Source organism: Chitinophaga rupis, assembly GCF_900109685.1.
GTDB lineage: Bacteria > Bacteroidota > Bacteroidia > Chitinophagales > Chitinophagaceae > Chitinophaga > Chitinophaga rupis.
Genome location: NZ_FOBB01000002.1, coordinates 868,005 through 891,690, shown reverse-complemented (window position 1 = coordinate 891,690; position 23,686 = coordinate 868,005). Strand labels below are relative to the sequence as shown.

Genomic DNA, 23,686 nt, shown 5'->3' with positions numbered 1-23,686 from the left:
GTATTCACGGGGGCACAATTCAACCTCAGACAAACGATTACAACTTAAAAACGCACTGGAACCTTGCAATTTTACGAATTTGGTTTTGACGACGATCTATTGGATGGTATTTACGCAATGGGCTACAACACCGCCACTCCTGTACAGGAACAGGTAATACCCCCTATTATCGCAGGCCGCGATATACTGGCCTCCGCACAAACAGGTACCGGCAAAACTGCCGCATTCCTGCTGCCCGTGCTGCACAACCTGCTCACACAGGGCCGCGACGAACATAGCATTAACGCAATGGTGATAGTCCCTACCCGCGAGCTGGCCATGCAAATAGCCCAGGCACTGGAAGGACTCACCTACTACACCGATATCAGCTCCATAGCCGTATACGGCGGCACCGGCGGCGCTAACTTTGCCGCAGAGAAAAAGGCCCTGGCCACCGGGGTGGATATTGTTATCTGCACACCCGGCCGTATGATAGCCCACCTGAACATGGGTTATGTAAATGTGAAAAAGCTGAAATACCTGGTGCTGGACGAAGCCGACCGCATGCTGGACATGGGCTTTTACGACGATATCATTAAGATCATCTCCTTCTTGCCCAAAGAGCGCCAGAACCTCATGTTCTCCGCCACCATGCCCACCAAGATCAAACAGCTGGCCATGAAGATCCTCCAGGATCCTGAGCACATCTCCATTGCCCTGGGCAAGGCGCCGGAAAAGATTAAGCAGGAAGCATTCATTGTACACGAACAGCAAAAGATCCCGCTCATCAAACATGTGCTTACACAAAAACAGTTCGATAGCGTGATCATCTTCTGCTCCAGCAAACAGAACGTAAAAACGCTATACGCAGAGCTGCACCGCGCAAAGTTCTCCATAGAGCTCATTCACTCCGACCTGGAACAGGAAAAACGCGAACAGGCCCTCCTGGATTTCAAGAATAAAAAGCTGAAAATGCTCGTGGCCACCGATATCCTGAGCCGCGGTATTGACGTTGAAGATATTGACCTGGTGATCAACTACGACGTTCCCAAAGACGGCGAAGACTACATTCACCGCATTGGACGTACCGCCCGTGCAGCTACTGACGGTACCGCATATACGTTTGTAAGTGGAAAGGAAATGGGCCGTTTTGCCCGCATAGAAAGAACCCTGGGTAAACAGGTGCCCCGCGGTGTGATACCGCCGGAGATAGGTCCTGCCCCGGTAATGAAGCCCCGCTCCGAACGTCCGGAAGGCAGCCATCATGGCAAGCCCCGTCACGGAGGCGGAGGAGGCGGCGGTCACCGCAAACCAGGTTCACACAGTTCCGGCAATCATCAGCACAAACCCAGAACAGAGAACAGTGGTGGTCAGTCATCCCGTTCCCAGGGCGGCGAACGTAAACAGAATAACCAGCCTAAACGCTATAATCATAACCGGCCATCTTCCGGCCCGGCGCAGGAAGCATAGGTCGACATAACTATCGCACAAAATAATAGATGATCGCAAAAATGATCACAGCAAGCGCTATCCCCGCCACAAATGTGACGGTCTGTTTACCACGCTGGTGCTCATAAGTATTGGGGTCAATAAAAAATGTGAGGAATAATGTGGGGTCAACGCTCAGATCCGGGCGGTACTGTTTCAGCCCCTTCATGAATGCAGCGATCAGTTCTCCCCGGTTGGCAAAGAACACATGGAACGGATGCGCTCCGCGGAACGCCTCTCTTTGCCTTACTGCTCTGCCATCCTGCGTATACCACCACTGGAAATGATCCGCGCTTACACGCGCCCCATTCACCATCCCGGAAGTAGTTTCTTTATTTATATCATAGCTGGGATACCTGTCTTTCGCATGGGCGGGATCCTTGCTAAAGGAGCGCCACAGCAGGGTTTTAACAATGGTTTTAGTGTACTGGTTATAGAATTGTACGCCGTCTTTATCCACCGTAATAGTGGTGTATCGTTTCCCTTTCAGGATTAGGTATAATAGCACTCCATTCATCACCAGCGCAATGCACAGCAGTGCAAAACGCCCCCACAACGGCGTATTATCCTCCATAAATAATAAGGCAACAGCCATGATCATCAGCCCAACCGTTGCTAACGCCAGGGCACAAACGACAATACCAAATAAGATATTTACCCATACCAATGGCCTTGAAGTCACCGCCGTAAACGGTTTGGCATCAGTTCCTCTTTCCATACTTACTATTAAACTTCCTATCTTAAATCACGATCAACGATCCACTGCCTGCTACTCATAAACTACTTTCCCAAACCACGCAATCAACTGCCAACTCGCCCACTGCCAACTGCCAACTCTCTATTCCTCCACCAGCTTTATCCCCGTCTGCGTAAACTCGATCTTATGCTGTTTATACAAACTACCCGTCGTCATTTTAAACGTCTTTTTACTCATGCCAAAGAACGCATAGATCTCCTCGGGGTCTGATTTATCATGGTAAGGCAGGTAACCATTGTTCTCCTGCAGCAGCCGCAGGATCTTCGTGCTTTCATCCTCCACCTTCTTGTAACCGGCTTGCCCCAGTACAACATCTATCTTATTCTCTTCCTTGATCTTTTTCACAAAGCCTTGCAGGCGTTCGCCAATGTCCAGGGTGCGGAACACTTCATTGAAATGCAGCAGGCCGGTATGTTGCTGGTTGATGATCACCACATAGCCCAGCTGTGTGCGGCGGTAAATGATCATTTCCACGGGGTCCATTTCTTTTACGGTCAGCTGTTCATTGCTCAGGTAAGGATCTATTTTTTCTGTAGCCGCAATACGGCCGGTAAGGTTATCAATATAAATGCGCACCAGGTACTCCTGCCCTTTCTGCATACGGCTCATTTGCTGGGACCGGGGTACAAACAGGTCTTTCATCAGGCCCCAGTCCAGGAAAGCGCCCTGTTCCGTATCATCCACAACTTTCAGCAGCAGGATATCGCCGGCAACTCCTTTGGGTTTATCAGTAGTAGCAATGAGGCGGTTCTCAGAATCATGGTACAGGAACACTTCCAGCTCGTCGCCAGGTTTAGCGCCTGCAGGCACGTATCTTTTAGGCAGCAGGATCTCCTGTTCGCCTCCGTCCAGGAATACCCCAAAGTCAGATGTTTTCTTCACTTTCAGCCGGTTATATGCACCAATATTGATCATGTGTAGTATGTGTGGTAATGGATTAATCCCGCAAAGGTAGCATAAAAGCGGCAGGTCTGAGGTCGGAAGTATAATGTAGGAGGAAACCATATCCACGCACTACCGCCGTAGGTCCATACGACGGACCTTTGCCCGGCGCGCCACGCTTGACACCGCCCCATCCCTCCACAAACCCCTACACGACCTCCAACGCCCCATAGCCCTCCAAACAGGCGGGCGCAGTCCGGAGCTGGACCTACGCGAAAGGGCCTTTAAACGAACCGGATCAAACAAAGCACCATCAGGATAAAACCCTCAGTAAAACATCAGCCTACTCCGCCAGGATCCTTTCAATCTCCGCCAGTTCCGCCTCAGAGAACCGCTCCGCCTTCAAACACTGCAGCGTATCCTGCAGCTGCTCCGGCCGGCTGGCGCCTACCAGCACAGAGGTAACGCGCGCATCCTTCAGCAACCACCACAACGCCATTTGCGCCAGCGTCTGCCCGCGCCGCTGCGCTAAGGTATGCAGCGCTTTAATCTGCTCCAGTCTCCGCGCAGTTACATCCTGCTCTTTCAGGAAACCATGCGGCTTTGCGGCACGCGAATCCTGCGGAATACCATGCAGGTATTTATCGGTTAACAGGCCTTGTGCCAGTGGCGAAAAGGGAATGCAGCCAACGCCTTCATCGCCCAGCAGGTCCAGCAAACCATTTTCCACCCAGCGTTCAAACATGCTGTATTTAGGTTGATGGATCAGGCAAGGCGTGCCCAGTTGTTTCAAGATAGCAATAGCCCGTGCAGCCTCCTGTGCGGGATAGTTGGAGATGCCCACGTACAGTGCCTTTCCCTGCCGTACCAGCAGGTCCAGGGTCTGCATGGTTTCTTCAAGGGGTGTTTCCGGGTCAGGGCGGTGATGGTAAAAGATGTCTACATAATTCAGCTGCATACGGCGCAGGCTTTGATCCAGGCTGGATACCAGGTATTTTTTGGAGCCCCAGTCGCCATAAGGCCCGGGCCACATCGTATAACCAGCTTTGGACGAAATGATCAGCTCATCGCGGTAACCACGAAAGTCAGTATGCAGTATCCGGCCAAAGTTCTCCTCTGCCGATCCGGGCGGAGGGCCGTAGTTGTTAGCCAGGTCAAAATGCGTGATGCCGTTGTCAAAAGCAGTGAACAGTATTTTGCGGTAGTTATCCGGTACATCTACATGCCCGAAGTTATGCCACAGCCCCAGCGAAATAGCCGGTAGCTTAATACCGCTCTTACCGCAGCGGCGATACTCCATCTCAGCGTAACGATTAGCAGAAAATCCCATGTCTTTAAATGATTGAAGTAATATCTATAATGTATAAACTTAAAACCTCGCACTAACTATTAATTATTAATTAAAGCGGCAGTGCAGCTCCACATACATCCTAACCACCCGCTCCTGCTCTGTCAAATAACGAGGTGTAAAGAACCAGTTCGACCACTCCTCAAAATGCGTGTACTGGTAACCAAGATAAAAGATCCAGAATATAAAACCGAGATAAGGCACTGCTTTTAATTCATCATCAGAAAAAGGCCGCACGCTGCGGTAAGCATCAATAAATACCTGGAAGTCGCGGTCAGCAGCTTCCTGCGTCATTTTCTGCCTGCCTACATGGAGAAAGAAGTGTATGAAAAAAGATGTTACATCATTCGCCAGCCATCCCTTTCCTGCAAAGTCAAAATCAAAAAAGGTAAGCTGCCCCTGCTCATCAAAATGGAAGTTCTTGGGTAAAAAATCGTACTGCAAATACCCATGGCTAAAGCTACCGGTAGGTAACTCATTTAACTGCTGTATCACCTTTTGTGCAGTATCCTTCAGGTACGTATATCCTTCCGCGTGATCCTTAAACGCAGGCGCCAGTATTTCCAGGGGTTGCAGCAGCAGGCGGTTAATGTCGTACTCCTCCCGCTCATGCGGCAGCGCCAGGTTGGCGGTAATATTATGCACCTTCGCCATTTCGCGGCCTACGAGCTGCAGCTGTGCCTCCGTCAGGTCATAAACATTGCTGCCTTTGGCATAGCTGAACAATACCCCGTGCCGCAGTCCTTCCGGCGCATTAAAATCCTGGATCTCGTTGCCATGCAGGTCCGGTATGGGATAGGAAACAGCGGCGCCGCCTTCGTGCAGGCGGTTCAGTAGTTCTACCTCCCCCTGGATCTCGTGCAGGCTGCGGTGGCTGATCCGGTACACTTTAAAAATGTACACAGGCGCGCCGGCCTTTTCTATAATATAGGTATCGCTCACATTGCGCAGCAGCAGGCGGCATGTAAGTGCGGGGTCGCCATATTGCTGTATAATGAAGTCCTGCAGGGCTTTGGACGATAACATGGAGTACTGCACGGGGAATGTGGGCATGGGTTAAAAAATTTAGGCACGCAAGGTAACGGTTAAAGTTTGTATTTCGTAACTTTGTCGCATGTCAGAAACAGAAAGCTTACAGGAATTTTACCAGTATAAATTTAATTTCCTGCCCAATAACCTGCAGCAGGATATCGGGCATTTTAACGTGTTCCGCCTGGAGGACTGCGTAGGTCCTAATGGCACACAGGTCAAATACCGCCGCCGCGAGTATTATAAGATCACCTTTATACGGGGCGAAAATATTTACCATTACGCAGATAAAAGCCTGAAGGTCAATGGCAGCGCCCTGCTGTTCTTTAACCCGCACGTACCCTACACCTGGGAAAATGTGGCCGACGATCCCACCGGTTTCTTCTGCATCTTCAGCGAAACCTTTTTCACAGACCGTACCCGCAACAGCCTCAATGAGCTGCCCATGTACGCCAATGGCGGCAAACCGGCTTACCTGCTCACCCCGGAGCAGGATGCCCATGTAAGCAGCCTGTTTCAGAAAATGCTGGATGAGATCAACAGCGATTACATCTATAAATACGACCTGCTCCGCAATTACGTGATGGAGCTCATTCACTTTGCCCTGAAAACCCAGCCCTCTGAAAACCTGTACCAACACCCGGATGCCAATTCCCGCATCTGTGCCGTGTTTACAGAGCTGCTGGAACGGCAGTTCCCCATTGAGCACCCATCGCAGCGCTTTTCACTGCGCTCCGCCAAAGACTTTGCAGAACAGCTGTCCGTGCATGTGAACCACCTGAACCGCGCCATAAGGGTCACCACCGGTAAAACCACCACTGAACGCATTGCAGAAAGGCTGGTGAGCGAGGCCAAGTCGCTGCTCAAACATACCGACTGGAACATCTCCGAAATAGGCTACTGCCTGGGGTTTGAGGAGCCTTCCCACTTCAATAACTTCTTTAAGAAACATACCAGCATTCCGCCCTCCGCTTTCAGGGCTGTTTGAATTATGTAACCATTTGTTTGAAAGGCGTAAGCTGCGCCCGGGCTTAGGGGCGTAATTTTGATCCATCAAAAATGTTTAACGATGGACAAGCAACAAGTATGGTTCATAACCGGCGCCTCCAAAGGCCTGGGACTGAGCTTCGTAAAACAGCTCCTAAAGGCAGGTCATATGGTAGCCGCTACCTCCCGCAATACGCAGGACCTCAGCACCTCCGTTGGTACAAACTCTTCTCAGTTCTTACCCCTGCAGGTGAATCTGGCAGATGAGAACAGCGTGGCGCAGGCGCTGGAACAAACCGTAAAAACCTTTGGCAGGCTGGATGTGGTGGTGAACAACGCCGGCTATGGCATTGGCGGCAGCGTGGAAGAAGTAACGGACGCAGAAGTACGCCAGGCTTTTGATGTAAATGTGTTCGGTACCATTAACGTGATCCGCAAGGCCCTGCCCTATCTGCGCAAACAACGTTCCGGTCATATCATTAATATCTCCTCCATTGCCGGCATTACAGGCGGCACAGGATGGTCTATATATACCGCAGCCAAACACGCCATAGTAGGTTTATCCGAAGTGCTGGCTGCCGATGTGCAGGAGCTGGGCATTAAGGTGACCGTGGTAGCGCCCGGCGCTTTCCGCACCAGCTTCCTCACACCGGAATCACTGGCCATTACGGATAACTACATTGAAGACTACAGCGCTGTTCACGCCACCCACGATAAGTTCCGCAAAATGGACGGGCAGCAGGCCGGCGATCCCGAAAAGGCTGTGGCAGAAATGATCCGCATCACTACCGTTACCAACCCGCCCCTGTACTTCCTCTTAGGCACCGATGCCTATAACCGCGCAGTAAACAAGCTTGAACTATTAGGCAAAGAATACAAGGCCTGGGAGAGTGTCACAAAATCGACGGACTTCTAGGGGAATTACGAATTATTCAATTACGACCCCGCCTAAAGCGGTGCACAGCCTGCCCCGCCCAGCGGGGAATGCCATTGAAAGTAATTATGATATGAGTAATTACGAATTGTGTACTACATAAAAAAAGTCCTGCGCACAAACGCAGGACTTTTCTATGTAGTTTTTTATTTAGCCAATGTACCCCATCCCCACCAATCATCCGCTGCATTTTAATTCGTAATTCGTAATTGATTAATTCGTAATTATAACAACAAAACATCAATCCTATGCGCCTGCACCATCCCCGCATGATCCGACCAGGAGAACACCGTAAAATATCCGTCCTGCGAAGCTACCAGGGCGAGGGAATCCCGCTGGTCATGCACAAACTGCGCAGCAGATAAATGCCGGGTACCACCCAAACTGGATGGATGTATGAGCCGGGGACTGCCATCCATTACCGGCTCCATTAAAAGCACCTGCTCTACCCGGGTGGAGTTATGCGCGCGGGTGATCTTGGCGCCAAAGGTCAGCAGCTGATGCCGGTCGTTGATCACGGTGGCGCCGTCAACGGCGGTAAGGCCGGTCACGTTCTCCACTTCGCGGCGCAAAGCATTCTGCAGAAATATATCACTACTTCCATTCCTGTTGTTGCAGTTGGATGATACCAGGTCGGCCACACCGGAGAATGCCGGCGCTACCGGGTATTGCAAAGGATGGATCAGCGAGCCTTTCCACTCCTCATGCCGGGAGGATACTACCAGCAAAATGCCGCCACGCCCATGCGCGCGCATGGATACGGCAATTTGTATCAGTACATTTACAGGATCGTTCCAAACGGCCGATGAGCTGAGCCCCAGCAGGGAGGTCAGTATGGGCGGGCTATCCGGCAGCAGGCCGCTGTTCTCGTCCACCACTTTTACCTGGTCGCCACGCAGCACAGCTACGTTCATGAACTTGCCCAGGCCAATAATGCGGCGCTGCTTCACTACCAGCAATGCCGGTTCTGATACATCCAGCACAAAACAATAGTCCGGCAGTTTAATAGTAGTACCCCAGATGTACAGTTCCTCCCCCTTATACCAGATGCCCACATGCACGCCGGCCCGTTCTACGCCGGGCGCCAGCTTGCTGAGCGTTTTGGAGTTCAGCGGCAGGGGCTGTGCAAACAGCAGCGGTTTGCCGGCCTGGGAAGGCGGCAAAAAGGCCAGTGATATTTTGGTGGCGTTGCCTTCTTCTTTACGGAGGCTGGCCCAGAAGGCCGTGTCAATCATCTTCTCCACGACCCATGCCTCCGGCACAGACGCCAGGTTCCTTTCCCCGTTCTCCAGGGCCGCAGTCTGATGTTTTAATAAGATCGATGCTATTGTGTCGGCAACCTTACCAGCAGCCTGGTAGGCGGTTTCATACGTCAGTTCCATACTAAAAATATTAAGGCCATGTTTCCCTCTAAGGTTTTTCTCGCTTTTCGACACAAATTTAACCTTTTTTAGGGCACAGAATTGTCAGGAAATGGTATCCCGGAGGTAAGATGCCCCTAAAACTCAAAAGGCCCTCCATGAACGGAAAAGCCTTTGTAAGTATTTATTGATATTGGATGATGCCTGTCTTTCAAATCGGCACAAAAGTAAATAAAGCGTGTAGCCGTGCAATAACATCTAAGTACCATATATTTTGCTTATTTCCGGTTACGTACACGAAAAAGGCCATCATTCCCGCTCTATTGTCCGTTTCCGGACACTTTCCGTTCGCATCTGAACAATGGCCCCTCTCTCCTGCCCCTCCAGCCCGCACTGGTAGCAGCTCCCAGAATATGGCAGCCTAATTGCACATCTTCACCCGGACAATAATTATTTAAACACCCGCCTATGTTTAAAAATTACATCAAGGTAGCCTTCCGCAACCTGCTTAAGCACAAAAGCTTTTCCTTCATTAATATTTTTGGCCTGTCCATGGGCATGGCTGTAACCATGATGATCGGGTTATGGGTATGGGATGAGTTATCCTTTGACCAGTATCATACAAACTACCCGCGCATTGCAGAAGTATGGCAGCATGTTACGGATGGTAAGGAAGGCGGCGCTTTTCCCTCTATGCCTGTTCCCCTGGGAGCAGAGCTGCGTATGGCATACCCCGGTGATCTTAAATACGTGGTAAGGACCGGCGGCGGAAAGTATACTGTTGCTGCCGGCGATAATAAATTCACACAGAGTGGTATTTTTATAGAACCAGACGGCCCGGAAATGTTCAGCTTCCATATGCTGCAGGGCACGCGGGACGGGCTTAAGGATCCCTCTTCTATCTTAATATCCCGGTCGCTGGCTAAGAAATTATTTGGCAATGAAGACCCTATGGGAAAACTGGTAAAGATCACCAACATCTTTTCCTTAAAGGTAGCCGGCGTTTATGAAGATCTGCCTGAGAACACCTTCTGGAGCGGTACAGAGTTCTTTGCGCCCTGGGATAAATACGTGAGCACCTGGGACTGGGTGAGGAAGCTGAAGGATGATTGGGGCAGCAATATTTCAGGCCTCTATGTACAGATAGCAGACCATGCAGATATGGATAAAGTATCCGCAAAGATCGGCGATGTACTAACGCGCAAACATCCGGAAAAGAATTTTAAAGCAACGCTCTTCCTGCATCCCATGCGCAAATGGCATCTTTACTCCAACTTTGTAAATGGTGTAAATGAAGGCGGGCTTATCACCTTTGTATGGCTGTTTGGTATCATAGGTGTGTTTGTATTGCTGCTGGCCTGTATCAACTTTATGAACTTAAGCACCGCACGTTCAGAAAAACGCGCAAAGGAAGTAGGCATCCGCAAGGCCATCGGCTCCCTGCGCTCACAGCTCGTAAGCCAGTTCTATAGCGAATCTGTGCTCATGTCGTTGTTTGCATTTGTACTGGCCATTATTCTTGTAACCACTATGCTGCCCTGGTTTAATACCGTATCAGGTAAACACATTGTTTTCCCCTGGACAAATGCCTGGTGCTGGATAGCAGGTATCAGCTTTTCATTGCTCACCGGTTTTATTGCAGGCAGCTATCCCGCCATTTACCTGTCGTCTTTTCAGCCGGTAAAAGTATTAAAAGGCACTTTCCGTGCAGGCCGTTTTGCATCGCTCCCCCGCAAAGCATTGGTGGTAGTGCAGTTCACGGTATCTGTGCTGCTCATCACCGGCACCGTGATCGTATACCGGCAGATCCAGTATGCCAAGAACCGCCCCGTGGGTTACGAGCGGCAGGGACTCATCTCCATCCACGAAACCACCCCCGAAGTATATGATAATTACGACATTATCCGCCGCACCTTACTGGAAAATAATGTTGCAGTAGAAATGGCGGAATCACAATGCCCCATTACGGATATATGGGCTAACTCCGGTGGGTTCGACTGGGCAGGTAAAGACCCGTCCTTTGAAGCTTATTTTGCGAACATTGCCGTGCGGCATGAGTTTGGTAAAGCCGTTAACTGGAAGCTCAAAGAAGGACGTGATTTTTCCAAAGCACTTGCATCAGATTCAGAAGCATTGATCCTGAATGAAGCTGCAGTAAAATACATGGGTATTAAAGGCGACCCTGTAGGTATGACCATCCGTTGGAATGGCAAGGATCACCAGGTAATAGGCGTTACGGAAGATATGATTATGACCTCACCCTACCGCGCCGTACCGCAAAGTGTTTTCAGCATTTTACATGAAGGAGGTAACATCATCAACATCCGGCTGAACCCGCGCATGAATATGAGCGAGGCGCTGAAAAAGCTGGAAGCGGTTTTTAAACAGTACAATTCCTCCGCACCTTTTGAGTATACATTTGTCGACGAGGAATATGCAAAGAAGTTCGGCGCAGAGGAACGCATTGCAAAACTCTCCACCGTATTTGCCGCACTGGCCATTATTATCAGCTGCCTGGGCCTGTTTGGATTAGCTTCTTTTATTGCAGAACAACGCACCAAGGAGATCGGCATCCGCAAAGTGCTGGGCGCTTCTATCTTCAATCTATGGCGCATGTTATCCAGAGATTTTGCGCTGCTCGTAGTATTATCCTGCTGTATAGCTACCCCCATTGCCTGGTATTTCCTGCATCAATGGTTGCAGCAATATGAATACCGTACAAATATTTCGTGGATAATTTTTTTAGCCGTAGGGGCGGGAGCGTTATTCATTGCACTATCAACCGTTAGTTATCAGGCAATTAAAACAGCATTGGCAAACCCGGTGAAAAGTTTACGGGCAGAATAAACATATTGTGAATAACTATTACGGACATATCCTGTATAAACATTAGATATCTTTTATATATTTGCACCTGCAACCCCTGAAGATATTTACTATTTATCCGCTCTATGCCCGAAGAAAAGTTGGTTGTTAAAAACCTGCGGTTATTCACCTTTAACGTAATAGGCCTGGTAACCATTCCCTGCCTTTTTGCTGGTAATCCAGGCGCCGGACTAGTATACCGGAAAGCCTTTCACTCAAAGGATTCCGTGATCCTCCCGCAGCCGGGAACAGATACCATCAGCATCTCCATTGTGGGGGATATGATGGTAGGTTCCAGCTATCCTTCTCCCCTTTACCTGCCCGCAGCAGGTGAAGGAAATATCCTGCAGCATGCCATTCCCTTATTACAGCAAACAGACCTGCGCATAGGTAATCTTGAAAGCGCAGTATCTGATAGTGCAGCCGTATATAAACAATGCGGCTTAACGCAGTGCTTTGCTTTCCGCACACCGCTTAAATATGCACAGTGGTATAAGGAAGCCGGCTTTGAATATCTTAACTTATCTAACAACCATTCCTATGATTTTGGAGATAAAGGTGTGCAACATACGCTTGCTTTTTTACGTAACAACAACATACGCACCAGTGGTGTTACCCAGCACCCCTTTGATACACTAACGGCACGGAATACACGCTTTGGATTTGTTTCCTTTGCCCCGCACAGCAACTGCCTTAACATGAACAACGACTCGCTGGTACAGGCCTACGTAGCACGTGTAAGGCCGCTGTGTGATGTGCTCATTGTATTCTTTCATGGCGGTGCAGAAGGCACTACGCGTACGCATACCCCAAAACGGCGGGAGATCTTCTACGGTCAGGACCGCGGAAATGTAACGCACTTTGCACGTATGTGCGTGGATGCCGGCGCTGATATGGTAATAGGCTCCGGCCCGCATGTGGTAAGGGGCATGGAAATGTATAAGCAAAAGCTGATAGCCTACAGCCTGGGTAACTTTGCCACCTATCACCTGTTTAACCTGAAACCGCCTTACAATGTAGCGCCCCTGCTGCAGGTAAAGATCACCGGTAAAGGCGAGCTCATAGATCATAAGGTATTTTCTTTTCTACAGCAGGGCGAAGGCGTACCCATGCCGGATAGCTGCATGCAGGCCTTTAAGATGATCCAAAGCTTATCGGCACAGGATTTTGGATTTAAACAGGTGAATGCAGGCATGCACGACAGCACCCTTAACGTATCTGCAGCAGGTTTAACCCGCAGCAGGTATTGCTCAACTTTTCAACCCTAAACTTAACATAGCCGCTTAGGAATTTCTTGCCGCAAACCCTTACGCTCACCGATGGCCAGGTAGGCCCCGATGGCTTTATTACCGTAACATTGGTATATTGGGTAGAGTAACCCGCCTGTATTGTACAACGCATTTTATAGCCGGTCCCTGCAGGGCCGGCTTTCTTTTTATCCCATAAAATATTACATTGGGTAACAAGTACGCCACGTCATGATCAATATTGATTCCAACGGCAAAGCGAAAAACACTTTTGACGCTATAGTGATAGGCTCCGGCATCAGCGGCGGATGGGCCGCTAAAGAGCTGTGCGGCCATGGCCTGCAAACCCTGGTGCTGGAAAGGGGCCGCAATGTAGAACACAATAAAGACTATCCCACCGCTACCAAAGCGCCCTGGGAGTTCACCCACCGCGGGCAAATGACCAAACAGTTCTTACAGGAGAACCCGCTCATCAGCAAGGCAGCAGGCTTTGGAGAAGATACCGCGCACTTTTTCATTAAAGACAAAGACCACCCCTACATACAGGAAAAACCATTCGACTGGATCCGGGGTTACCAGGTAGGCGGCAAATCACTCACCTGGGGGCGTGCCTGTCAACGCTGGAGCCAGTATGAATTTACCGCACCGCAACGTTACGGCTACGGTATCGGCTGGCCCATTGGGTATGATGATGTAGCGCCCTGGTACACGCATGTAGAAGAATTTATTGGCGTGTGCGGCACCCGCGATGGCATTGCCGCCATGCCGGACGGCTCCTTTTTGCCGCCGTTTGAATTTAACTGCGCGGAAGCACAGGTACAAAAAGCCATTCAACAGCATTACCCCGACAGGCATCTTGTACACGCCCGCTGGGCGCATATTACAGAGCCTAAACCCATTCACCTGGAACAGGGCCGCGTAAAATGCCAGGCGCGCAATTTATGTATGCGGGGCTGCCCCTTTGGCGGGTATTTCAGCTCCGTATCCTCTACCCTTCCCTGGGCAAAAAAAACCGGCCGTTTAACCATCCGCCCTTTCTCTGTAGTACATTCCATTATTTATGATGAGCAAAAACAAAAAGCTATAGGCGTACGCGTTATAGACGCCAATACCCATGCTGCTACCGATTATTTTGCACAGGTTATTTTCGTGAATGCATCGGCATTGAACAGTACCCTGATACTGCTCAACTCCACCTCCAGCCGCTTTCCCAACGGCCTGGGAAACGATAATGGCCTGCTGGGCCACTACGTGGCCTTTCATAACTACCGGGCCTCGGTAAATGGCACGCTGGATGGTTTGGATGACCGCTACTATTTTGGCCGCAACCCCACAGAACCCATCATAGCCAACTACCGCAACCTGGAAAAGCAGGACACTGATTATGTTGGCGGCTTTACTACCTTCATGGGCGCCTACCGCCAGCGGCTGGATGATTCCCGTATCACAGAAACCATTGGCGCCGCTTACAAAGAGGCCCTTACAGAACCTGGCGGCTGGCATGTGTATATGTACATGCAGGGCGAAACCATTCCCAAAGCCAGTAACCACGTACGCTTAAGCAAAGATCAGAAAGACCAGTGGGGTATTCCGCTGCTGGTAATGAATGTAGGTTATGATGATAATGATGAAAAGATGATCAAAGACTTCCTGGCCCAAAGTACTGCTATGCTGGAAAAGGCCGGCTGCAAGAACATACAGCAATCTGATAACCATCAGGCTCCTGGCCTGGATATTCATGAAATGGGCGGCTGCCGCATGGGCAGCGATCCTAAAACTTCTTTACTGAATGAATGGAACCAGCTGCACCACTGCAAAAATGTATTTGTAACTGACGGCGCCTGCATGGCCAGCACCGGCAATCAAAGCCCTTCGCTGCTGTATATGGCGCTTACTGCAAGAGCAGTAGATCATGCGGTGGGGCAGTTGAAGAAGTGAGTCCATGGTCGATGGTCCATGGTCCATAGCATTTTGCGTATGAATGTTAGCACGTGGTATATAATATTTCTACTCCACGAAATACCTCCATCATGCACCAGGCAATGGACCATCGACCATCGACTATGGACGCACCGATTTATCGGTGCAGTCCCTTCTTCTTCAGGTACGCCAACAGCTCCTCCGGGTAATTAGTTTGTATACAATTCGCGTACTTAAACGCCTTCATCATCGCATCAAAACCACTGTCCTTTTGCTTTTCTTCCATGTCGTCATACTTGCCCAGGGCATTGATCCACACACGTTCTCCGTGTGCGCGCACGCGGCTCATTAAACTATCGGAATAAAAAGAATCATCAATGTGTATGGCAGCATATTTACCCTGCTGCATGATCTTTTCTGTTTCCTCCGCATTATGTGAGCGGGGCATAATGGGAATATTAGGGTCCAGGTCATGCAGGTAGGGCGCGTATTTGGCGGCATACAGGAAAAATAATACCTGCGAGGCCATTTGGGTAGCCTCTACCAGGGCGCAGGTTTTCTTAGCAGCTTCAGGCGATGCTTCCTTGAAATCAATATCCAGCATGGCCTTGCCTTTTAACAGCTTCAGCGCCTCCTCAAAAGTGGGGATCTTTTCTTCCGTGGGCTGGCCGTTAAACAGCAGGTGGAAGGCCTGCAACTCTTTGTACGTATAATCCCTTACAGCGCCGGGCTGGCCCGTGGTGCGGGTAATGGTGCCGTCGTGCATGATCACCAGCACACTGTCTTTAGTGGAGCGTACATCCAGCTCTACCACATCAACGCCTATACGGATAGCTTCTTTAATGGCGGCAATGGAATTTTCCGGGTACTTGTTATGTGCGGCGCGGTGGGCGGTTACCAGCACGCGTTCCGGGTGATGGTAGAAATCTTCCAGGATGGGTGCTACATTGGATTGCGCTTGTACAAACAGTTGCGTACAAAGCAACGCAACAACAAAACTAAATTGCTTCATCTTTAATATTTAATGGTAGTAATTAATAGCCGTCATTTTGCGGAAAGGGTACGGTTGAAAGATCGCGCTGCGACTGCGGAATGGGCCTCAGTGCATGGATCGGTTTAATGTTGGCTGCGTTCGGATTGTACAGCTTTGCGCGGTCTATCAGCTTACCGGTGCGTACAAGGTCCATCCAGCGGCCTTCTTCCCCACCCAGCTCACGGGCACGTTCATCCAGCACAGCATCCATATTCAGCTGTGCAGCGCTTAGCATAGGCATGGTGGTGCCGGGTTTGGCCGCGCGGCTGCGCACTTTGTTCAGGTATATTACGCCCTGCTCCGGCTTACCGTCCAGCATCAATGCTTCTGCTGCAATGAGGTAAGTATCTGATAAGCGGTACACAAAATAATCGCGGAAACCGTTCAGGTCCTGCGGGGAGGCGCGGGTGGGATCATCATGTTTTTTAATGCCCCAGTGCATGTTATCTGTATTGGGCGCAATGGTAGATGTTACGCCCGGGCTGATCTGCCATACCACGGTATCGCCCAGCTTTTTACCTGCAGGCAGGTTGGCGGGATTGTTATAGAACCAGTAAATGCGGAAGGTAACATCAAAACGGCTGTCGTTCTTATCAAACAGGTTGCGGAAGAACGGTGTGGGCCTGAAACGTGTATACGGACGGCCACCCTGGTTCACATCGCGCAGCAAACCGAATTGATCGTAGGCAGGCGTAAAAAAGGCATTACCCTGGTTGCCATCGCCATTGAACAACGCATTGTTAATGTATTGTACGGAAAAAAGTATTTCTGCATTCTTCTGATTGTTGTAATCAAATACGCTGGCATAAGCAGGCAGCAGCTGGTAAGGCCCTTCATTGATCACCTTTACAGCGGCTGTGGCAGCGCCGGCATAATCTTTCAGCAGCAGGTCTGTTAGGGCCAGCTGGTGCAGGGCAGCGCCTTTGGTGATGCGGCCATACTCCTGCGTGGCCCAGTCAAGATTGTCCACTGCAAACTGTGTATCCTCCTGCATCTTTTTCCAGATATCGGCTTTGGGCGTTCTGCCAAGGTTAGTTACCACGCCTTTGGTTTCATGATCTGTATACACCACATCGCCGAACTGCAGGGTTAACCAGTAATAATAATGCGCGCGTAAAAAGCGTACTTCTGCCTTGTAGCGGTTGCGCAGCGCTTCATCTATGGCAATGGCATCTATCCGGTCCAGGATAGTATTGGCGGCATTAATACCTGCGTAACAATTGGTCCACAGATCATACAGGTAACCGGCAGAGGCATTCAGCGCAGTGGAATAATCGTCCATGAACTTATAGCCACCATCTTTCCCATGCTGAAAAATATCCGTGCCCATGGTGGTAAGGGTAAACCCTTTCTGCGAGCCATATAAGCCGCGCAGCTGGCTGTATACGCCGGTAACGCCGTTGTTAATGCCGGCTGCATCACTGTAAATAGCCTCCGGCACGGGCTTGTACAGGTTTTTCTCTTCCAGGCTGCAGGAGCTGATGCCCAGCCAGCTGCATACGAAGAACAGGAAAGTAAATAATTTATAACGTTGCATAGCTGTTGTTTGATCAGTTAAAAAGCAGCATTTAAACCTACGGCATACATTTTAACAGTAGGGTACATGGCGCGGGTACCATCTGATTCAAACTCAGGGTCCTGGCCTTTGTAATGCGTGAAGGTGAACGGATTTTCCGCGCTCAGGTTTATTTTCAGGCTCCGGATGCCGCTGCGCTGCAGCCATACCTGCGGCAGTGTGTACGACAGTCCTATGTTCTTTACCCTTACAAAGCTGGCGTCTTTCATGGCCAGCGTTTGCCCCAGGTACACGGATTCCTGGTTCTTGTTAGGCTGCGGATTATCATTGGTAGGATTTTCCGGCGTCCAGTAATCCACATCCAGGTTGTTGTAACGGCCTGCCAGGCGGTTATTGTTGTCGTACCATTGTGAATAGATCAGGTAATGCTGGCGGGTGTTGATGATCACACTCAGGTCCAGGCCGCGGTAAGTGAAATGGCTGGTAACGCCACCCAGCCATGCGGGGCGCTGGTTGCCTATTACCACGCGGTCCTGGTCGTTCAGGGTTTTATCATTGTTAACATCGGCTATCTTTATCATACCCGGCTTAAAACCCAGCGCTGCTGCTTCTGTAGCTTCCGAGGTTTGCCAGATGCCGGTCTTCTTATAGTAGTAAAAAATGTTGATAGGCTGTCCTATGATCCAGCTGTTGCCCAGGTCATTCTTACCATCGCCATACAGCTGCACTATTTTATTCTGGTTGGCGCTGAAGCTGAAGTCTGTTCTCCACTGGAAGCCGCTTTTCGTTGATACGTTAATGGTAGAAAGGCTTACCTCCCACCCGTTATTGCGCGTAGCGCCTATATTCTCTACAATATTGGTGTAACCAGTGCTGGAAGGAATGCTACGGGTAAGCAGGATGTTCTTTGTATTGGAAATATAATGTTCTACGGAGCCGGAAATGCGGTCGTTGAACAGTCCGAAATCAATGCCCATATTCAGCTCCCGGGTAGTTTCCCATTGCAGGTTAGGGTTGGCAATGCTATAGGGTACAAAGCCATTGGCGCCTGTTTCCCCAAAAGCATACACGCCTTTAGTGAGCAGGCTGAAGGTGCCATATGGATTTACCGGGTTGTTACCATTGCTGCCGTAGCTTACACGCAGCTTCAGCGCGCTGATGTTGCGCAGGCTTTGCATGAAAGGCTCTGCATCTATACGCCAGGCAGCAGCGGCAGAAGGAAAGTATCCCCATTTATGCCCGGGCGCAAACACGGATGAACCATCTGCACGTGCCGTTAATGTTAGCAGGTAGCGGTTCTTATAATCATAGTTCACACGCGCCATGTACGACAGCAGCAGTGATTTGCTGTAATCGCTGCTAACGCCTGTTACTTCCCCTGCGCTGCCCAGGTTATGATAGCCCTGCGCTTCATAAGGCAGCTTATTGACATTGATACCGGCGCTGTTGGTGATCTGCTGCTGGGAGCTTTGCAATAAGGTAACACTCAGGTTATGATCTTTATTGATGCGGTGTTTATATCTTAGTATATTCTCTACCGTTATGGAGAAGCGGTCCTGGTCAAAGGTGCTGGCCGTAGCATTGCCGCCCTGGTTCGCATCCGTAAGGCTGCCCTTGAAAATGCCTTCCCTGGCTACTTCCAGCTCAGGGCCTACGTTCAGGCGGTAGGTAAGGTCTTTGAGGATGTCCCACTCGCCATACACGCTGGCAAATACGCGTGTTTTATAGCGCTCGTCAATGGTGTTCTTGATCACCATTAAGGGATTCACACGCTGGCCTTCATCGTTATTGGGGCGGAACAACATGTTACCGGCACTGTCGTACGGTACGCCCAGCGGATTGGTACGCAGTATATCATCGAACACGGTATTATCCGCTACATTCTGCTCTGAGCGGGTTACAAAGGTGGATACGCCCATGCGGATGCGGTCATTTACCTGGTGGTCCAGGTTAATGCGGATGGAGCCGCGGGTATAATCTGTTTTATCAATAATGCCCGTTTCCCTGAAATAGTTAAGGGAAACAGCGAACTGCGTTTTCTCCTTACCACCGGTGATAGACAGCTGGTGGTTTTGCCGGGAGCCCTGGTGATATACCAGGTCCTGCCAATCGGTGCTACGGCCCTTGGCCAGTGATTCCAGCGCTATAGCATCAAACAGCTGATCATCCGGCGGAATAGGGCCATTGCCATCTGCAGCAGCGCCCCTGGCAGCTTCCCGGCGCAGCTTGGCAAACTGCTGCCCATCCATCAGGTCCAGCTTACGGGTAATGGAAGTAATGCCGTAGTAAGCATCGTAATTAATAACCGACCTTCCGGCCTGCCCACGCTTGGTGGTAATGAGTATTACGCCGTTAGCGCCGCGTGAGCCGTAAATAGCGGAGGATGCGGCATCTTTCAGTACTTCTATGGAAGCAATGTCGTTGGGATTGATCTCGTTAAAGCTGGCATCCATTACCGGTATGCCATCCAGCACCAGCAGGGGCGCATTGCCACCGTTCATAGAACGCTCCCCGCGTATTAAGATGTTGGCGGAACCGCCGGGCTCATTGCCACTGGTGAACACATCCAGGCCGGCAACCTTGCCTTTAAGCCCCTGTATGGGGTTGGTAATGGGCTGCGCTGCCAGCTCCTTTCCCTGCACAGATACAATGGCGCCGGTCACCTCTCTTTTCTTTTGTGTGCCGTAACCTACTACCACTACCTCTTCCAGCCCTTTAATATCTTCCTGCAATACCACGCTTATTTCACCGCTGCCGGCTGGTATTTCCTGTGTCACATAACCTGATATAGAACATACCAGCACTTCGCTTTCCGCTACCTGCAGGAAAAAAACACCTTCCCCATCAGTAACAGCGCCGCGGTTAGCGCCTTTTACTTGCACGGTTACACCGGGTAAGGGCGCGCCTTTGGCATCCGTGACCCTGCCTTTACGTTTATCAGCAGGATCCGCTGCTACGGCCATTTTTACCGCTGGGGCCTTCACTTCTTTTTCAAGAATAATGACCTTATTATTTTGCACTTTGTAAGTAAGGCGGGTATTACGCAGCAGCTCATTTACCACCCAATCCAATGATCTTTGCCGGGCGTTCAGGCTAACGGCTTTGTAGGGGGCGATGGCCTGCTCGTTATAAATAAACAGCACACCGCTTTGCTGCTGAAGAATAGTAAATGCTTCTTTAAGTGATCGGCGCTGGATGGCCAGATCTATTTTCTCCACCGGGTATTGTCCCCTGGAAACTGCGCCCTGCAACAGCTGGACGCCTAACAGCAGGAACATACTTATTATATTACCTGTTCTCATGACCTGCTTAATTACAGATACAACATTACTGGTACAAATTTTCATACCTTTGCACGGGTTTTAATAATTGATTGAAATCGTTATTGGATCCAGTTCCGGAGGATCAATTAGTGATTGGCGTTACGGATTGATCTTTCCCGGGTTTACTGCCGGTGAGGTATTACCTTACCGGTTTTTTTATGCGGGTAATTATCGTTGAAGCATAGGCGATACAATTTTATTGTTTACTGAATATGATGTTATGATGATCGATGGTGTAATGCAGCTTGTTGGCCAGGCTCAGGGCATCCAGCACATCGCGCAGCGTATCAGCCGCCTCAAAGCCGGCTGTGATGCGGTATGCAGGCAGGGTATTATCGGCAAAGGTTATGTGCACCCCGTACTTTTGTTCCAGCTGCATAGCTATCAGGTCCAGCCTTTCGTTATTGAATAACAGCCGCCCGGTAGTCCATGCGCTGATGTTAGCGGCATCCCGGTGTTCCTTTTTCCAATCCTGCTGCTGCGCGTAAAAGGTAAGCTGCTCATCCGGCAGCAGTATCACCTGCCGGCCTGCCAGCTGTTGTACTGAATCCGCCTGCACAGCCACTTTGCCCTGCTGTACGGTTACCTGCACTATGGCCAGCTTTTCATAGGCGCGTACATTAAAGATGGTGCCCAGCACCTGCGTGCGGATGCTGCCGGAGCGGATCATAAATGGATGGGCAGGATCCTGGGCTACGTTTAAGCAGGCCTCTCCTGTTAGCAGCTCCACCTCTCTTTGCGGGCCGTTAAATCTATCAGGATAGCGCAAACGGCTGCCTGCATTCAGCCATACAACAGAGCTGTCGCTCAGGCGCAGCTGCAGGGGATGATCCTGTGCAACCGCCTCCTGCCAGTGCGTTTGCACCGGCCATAATTTTTGTAATACGTAACCGGCACCTGATAATAAGATAAGGCTGGCGGCTATTTTCAGCAGCGTGATTACCGGCATGGCTACACGCTTTGCGGTGCGTGGCTGCTGGATGCGCTGTAACAGAGCATCTTCATCCGGGTAAGTGGAGGGTGCTGTGTAAACGGTATTAGCCTCCTGCTGCTGGCGGTACCATTCTTCTACCAGCAGCTGTTCCTCCGGCGTACATTGCCCGGCTACATACCTTTTTAATAATTGTTTGATGTGGCTTGCTTTCATTTACATTAACCTGAACGGTGTGTATGTATATGACAGGCCTGCGAAAAGAAAGGGGTAGATGCCTATATTATCAGAATGTTAACACTTATTAAAAGAGCAAGGGGAAGTGGCTCATTTTATGACGCAGGGTGCGGATGGCGTTACTGATCTGCTTTTTAACGGTTTCCTGCGAGAGCTGCAGGCGGGTAGCTATTTCTTTATGCGACAAGGTGGTTTTGCGGCTCAGCTCAAATACTTCGCGCATTTTGGCGGGCAGCAGCGCTATTTCTTTTTCTATGCGGGCGGTCATTTCTTTTTCCGTGATACGGTGCAGTAAAGAATGATCGGCGGTGGAGATGAATTGTTGTAAGCTATCCAGGTGCTGCCGGTATGTACGCTTATGCGCTATTACATTCAGCACGCGGTTACGCACAGCGGTGTACAGGTAGGCGGATAGCGTGCCGGTTAATACAATGCTGCCGGCTTTTGTGTAGATGGTGGTAAATACTTCCTGTACCACATCCTGCGCATCCTGCTCCTGTTCCAGCATACGGCAGGCGTGCAGGTATAAGCCGCCCCAGAAACGTTTGTACAGCTCATCGAAGGCAGGTGCATTTCCCTGCTGAAATAACGCTAAAAGTGTTTCATCATTTATTTCACACAGCTCACCGGGATAAGAAGATTGATACATATTGCCCCCTTTCTGCCAGGAAACAGGGTGCCCTGGTTATGGCCAAAATTAATCTGAGGGCGGGGATATTTCATGTTAAATAATTGTGAGCGGGGGGCTGCGCCCCCGCTCACAATTATTTAACATGGTCCATGGTCGATGGTCCATGGTCCATAGCATAGAACGCGATGTAATACTTCGTGGAAATGCACTTATCCTTACACATCCCGCACTACCTCCACCACGCAGCAGGCTATGGACCATCGACTATGGACCATGGACTACATGCGGCCGCAGGCAGCATGTATCAGGCTGTACACCTTTCTGCTCCCAGGAAATAGTGGTACCGGGCAGTGTGGGCGAAGCAACAGAAACAGATACATAAAGCTGCTCATTTACCGGGAACCAGTCGTTCATATTGGCGCCGCCGGCAGAGCGCTGTCCTATTATGGTAGCGCGCTTTTGCGCTTGCAGGCAAAAGGCCAGGGCTTCTGCTGCAGATGCAGTTCTGTTATTGATCATTATAAATAAAGGCGCAGTATATTTTTCCTGCGTAAGCCAGGAAACGGTTTTTATATGCTCTGTAGTGCCGTTGCGGCTCTTCATTTCCAGCAGCGGCGTATTATTCTTCAGGAAAAAACTTTCTATTACCGGGCCAATATCGCTGCCGCCGCCTCCATTGCCCTGCAGGTCAATAATGAGTGCGCGGGTATGTGCCACAAATTGCATGGCAGCATATAATACCGGTAAGCTTTTGTGGGAGATATTGATCTCTGATAATTTAATATAGCCAATGTTATTATCCAGGATCCGTACTTCGCGGAAACCATAGTTATTCTCACTGGCTGCAGGCCCGTAGTGGAAACCGTCATCCGTTTCCTGTGTAATGGTATCCGGTGGAGCCAGCAGCATTTTTACTGTAGCGGGATCGTTGCGCACATACAGGTGGCCGTCGTGGCTGATGCTGCGCAGCAGCTGCGTGGCCAGGGAATCAAAACCTTTCCAGGTAGTGGTAGTATTAAAGCTGCCATACTGGTGGGCGGCTTGGAATGCAGTGGCTATCTGTGCGCCTTTGTCTTCGTGCACGTAGCTACGGCGGATGATAGCGGCAATTGTATCAACGGCCGTAGCGATCTCTTTTTTGGAAAGCTGCGCATGCGTGCTAAGCGTAGTAGCTAAGAGTGTTATAAATAGTATCCCCCATTTTTTCATACCAGTGTG

At 50.2% G+C, this 23,686-nt stretch carries 17 protein-coding genes; 6 read left to right on the top strand and 11 right to left on the bottom strand.

The features are described 5' to 3' along the window. Nucleotides 1-63: 63 nt before the first annotated feature. Entirely contained in the window at nt 64-1,449 is a 1,386-nt protein-coding gene (locus BMZ54_RS10670) for a DEAD/DEAH box helicase (RefSeq protein WP_089910402.1), read from the top strand. A 10-nt stretch (nt 1,450-1,459) separates the two neighbouring features. Here BMZ54_RS10670 and BMZ54_RS10665 read toward each other — a convergent pair whose 3' ends face one another. The 4 genes from BMZ54_RS10665 to BMZ54_RS10650 all read right to left on the bottom strand — a co-directional run bounded on the left by BMZ54_RS10665 (nt 1,460) and on the right by BMZ54_RS10650 (nt 5,507). Then, complete coding sequence (locus tag BMZ54_RS10665; protein WP_143080965.1) at nt 1,460-2,185, bottom strand: hypothetical protein; 726 nt, start codon at nt 2,183-2,185, stop codon at nt 1,460-1,462. Between the two features lie 120 nt (nt 2,186-2,305). Next, a complete protein-coding gene (locus BMZ54_RS10660) occupies nt 2,306-3,139 on the bottom strand; it encodes a CvfB family protein (protein ID WP_089910396.1) in 834 nt (277 codons plus the stop codon). A 310-nt stretch (nt 3,140-3,449) separates the two neighbouring features. Further along, nucleotides 3,450-4,436 carry an L-glyceraldehyde 3-phosphate reductase gene (gene mgrA / locus BMZ54_RS10655; protein ID WP_089910392.1) on the bottom strand — a complete coding sequence of 329 codons (987 nt, stop codon included), beginning with the start codon at nt 4,434-4,436 and terminating at the stop codon, nt 3,450-3,452. Between the two features lie 66 nt (nt 4,437-4,502). After that, entirely contained in the window at nt 4,503-5,507 is a 1,005-nt protein-coding gene (locus BMZ54_RS10650) for a phosphotransferase enzyme family protein (protein WP_089910389.1), read from the bottom strand. 61 nt (nt 5,508-5,568) lie between these two features. Here BMZ54_RS10650 and BMZ54_RS10645 point away from each other — a divergent pair, with 61 nt between their 5' ends. Both BMZ54_RS10645 and BMZ54_RS10640 read left to right on the top strand, forming a co-directional pair. Beyond that, nucleotides 5,569-6,471, top strand: a complete 903-nt coding sequence (locus BMZ54_RS10645; RefSeq protein WP_089910386.1) for a helix-turn-helix domain-containing protein — start codon at nt 5,569-5,571, stop codon at nt 6,469-6,471. 81 nt (nt 6,472-6,552) lie between these two features. Beyond that, nucleotides 6,553-7,386: an SDR family NAD(P)-dependent oxidoreductase gene (locus BMZ54_RS10640; protein WP_089910383.1), complete on the top strand. Its 834-nt coding sequence runs from the start codon at nt 6,553-6,555 to the stop codon at nt 7,384-7,386. 242 nt (nt 7,387-7,628) lie between these two features. Here BMZ54_RS10640 and BMZ54_RS10635 read toward each other — a convergent pair whose 3' ends face one another. Then, entirely contained in the window at nt 7,629-8,786 is a 1,158-nt protein-coding gene (locus BMZ54_RS10635; protein ID WP_202909204.1) for a putative sensor domain DACNV-containing protein, read from the bottom strand. Nucleotides 8,787-9,233: 447 nt separating this feature from the next. On the opposite strand from BMZ54_RS10635, the gene BMZ54_RS10630 reads away from it, so the two are divergent. From BMZ54_RS10630 to BMZ54_RS10620, 3 genes are all read left to right on the top strand, one after another. After that, nucleotides 9,234-11,612, top strand: a complete 2,379-nt coding sequence (locus BMZ54_RS10630) for an ABC transporter permease (RefSeq protein ID WP_089910380.1) — start codon at nt 9,234-9,236, stop codon at nt 11,610-11,612. 104 nt (nt 11,613-11,716) lie between these two features. After that, complete coding sequence (locus BMZ54_RS10625) at nt 11,717-12,898, top strand: CapA family protein (protein ID WP_089910377.1); 1,182 nt, start codon at nt 11,717-11,719, stop codon at nt 12,896-12,898. Between the two features lie 210 nt (nt 12,899-13,108). Beyond that, nucleotides 13,109-14,815 (top strand): GMC oxidoreductase, encoded by a 1,707-nt coding sequence (locus BMZ54_RS10620; protein ID WP_089910374.1) that lies wholly within the window; start codon nt 13,109-13,111, stop codon nt 14,813-14,815. A 139-nt stretch (nt 14,816-14,954) separates the two neighbouring features. Here the strand turns inward: BMZ54_RS10620 and BMZ54_RS10615 are convergent, their stop codons facing one another. The 6 genes from BMZ54_RS10615 to BMZ54_RS10590 all read right to left on the bottom strand — a co-directional run bounded on the left by BMZ54_RS10615 (nt 14,955) and on the right by BMZ54_RS10590 (nt 23,677). Continuing rightward, nucleotides 14,955-15,809, bottom strand: coding sequence for a glycerophosphodiester phosphodiesterase family protein (locus BMZ54_RS10615; protein ID WP_089910372.1), 855 nt, complete (start codon nt 15,807-15,809; stop codon nt 14,955-14,957). Between the two features lie 22 nt (nt 15,810-15,831). Further along, on the bottom strand, nt 15,832-17,367 hold the full coding sequence (locus tag BMZ54_RS10610; protein ID WP_089910369.1) for a RagB/SusD family nutrient uptake outer membrane protein: 1,536 nt from the start codon (nt 17,365-17,367) through the stop codon (nt 15,832-15,834). 17 nt (nt 17,368-17,384) lie between these two features. After that, complete coding sequence (locus BMZ54_RS10605; RefSeq protein WP_162277510.1) at nt 17,385-20,648, bottom strand: TonB-dependent receptor; 3,264 nt, start codon at nt 20,646-20,648, stop codon at nt 17,385-17,387. A 217-nt stretch (nt 20,649-20,865) separates the two neighbouring features. Then, complete coding sequence (locus BMZ54_RS10600; RefSeq protein ID WP_089910364.1) at nt 20,866-21,816, bottom strand: FecR family protein; 951 nt, start codon at nt 21,814-21,816, stop codon at nt 20,866-20,868. A gap of 88 nt (nt 21,817-21,904) precedes the next feature. Next, the gene (locus BMZ54_RS10595; RefSeq protein WP_089910361.1) at nt 21,905-22,486 is read right to left on the bottom strand and encodes an RNA polymerase sigma factor; all 582 of its coding nucleotides are present in this window, start codon (nt 22,484-22,486) and stop codon (nt 21,905-21,907) included. 246 nt (nt 22,487-22,732) lie between these two features. Continuing rightward, entirely contained in the window at nt 22,733-23,677 is a 945-nt protein-coding gene (locus BMZ54_RS10590; RefSeq protein ID WP_162277509.1) for a S41 family peptidase, read from the bottom strand. Between the last annotated feature and the right edge of the window lie 9 nt (nt 23,678-23,686).

Bases quoted from the DNA above. Each gene is read 5' to 3' on its own strand.
- BMZ54_RS10665 (WP_143080965.1), bottom strand. From the start codon at position 2,185: ATGGAAAGAGGAACTGATGCCAAACCGTTTACGGCGGTGACTTCAAGG.
- BMZ54_RS10660 (WP_089910396.1), bottom strand. From the start codon at position 3,139: ATGATCAATATTGGTGCATATAACCGGCTGAAAGTGAAGAAAACATCT.
- mgrA (WP_089910392.1), bottom strand. From the start codon at position 4,436: ATGGGATTTTCTGCTAATCGTTACGCTGAGATGGAGTATCGCCGCTGC.
- BMZ54_RS10650 (WP_089910389.1), bottom strand. From the start codon at position 5,507: ATGCCCACATTCCCCGTGCAGTACTCCATGTTATCGTCCAAAGCCCTG.
- BMZ54_RS10645 (WP_089910386.1), top strand. From the start codon at position 5,569: ATGTCAGAAACAGAAAGCTTACAGGAATTTTACCAGTATAAATTTAAT.
- BMZ54_RS10640 (WP_089910383.1), top strand. From the start codon at position 6,553: ATGGACAAGCAACAAGTATGGTTCATAACCGGCGCCTCCAAAGGCCTG.
- BMZ54_RS10635 (WP_202909204.1), bottom strand. From the start codon at position 8,786: ATGGAACTGACGTATGAAACCGCCTACCAGGCTGCTGGTAAGGTTGCC.
- BMZ54_RS10630 (WP_089910380.1), top strand. From the start codon at position 9,234: ATGTTTAAAAATTACATCAAGGTAGCCTTCCGCAACCTGCTTAAGCAC.
- BMZ54_RS10625 (WP_089910377.1), top strand. From the start codon at position 11,717: ATGCCCGAAGAAAAGTTGGTTGTTAAAAACCTGCGGTTATTCACCTTT.
- BMZ54_RS10620 (WP_089910374.1), top strand. From the start codon at position 13,109: ATGATCAATATTGATTCCAACGGCAAAGCGAAAAACACTTTTGACGCT.
- BMZ54_RS10615 (WP_089910372.1), bottom strand. From the start codon at position 15,809: ATGAAGCAATTTAGTTTTGTTGTTGCGTTGCTTTGTACGCAACTGTTT.
- BMZ54_RS10610 (WP_089910369.1), bottom strand. From the start codon at position 17,367: ATGCAACGTTATAAATTATTTACTTTCCTGTTCTTCGTATGCAGCTGG.
- BMZ54_RS10605 (WP_162277510.1), bottom strand. From the start codon at position 20,648: ATGAGAACAGGTAATATAATAAGTATGTTCCTGCTGTTAGGCGTCCAG.
- BMZ54_RS10600 (WP_089910364.1), bottom strand. From the start codon at position 21,816: ATGAAAGCAAGCCACATCAAACAATTATTAAAAAGGTATGTAGCCGGG.
- BMZ54_RS10595 (WP_089910361.1), bottom strand. From the start codon at position 22,486: ATGTATCAATCTTCTTATCCCGGTGAGCTGTGTGAAATAAATGATGAA.
- BMZ54_RS10590 (WP_162277509.1), bottom strand. From the start codon at position 23,677: ATGAAAAAATGGGGGATACTATTTATAACACTCTTAGCTACTACGCTT.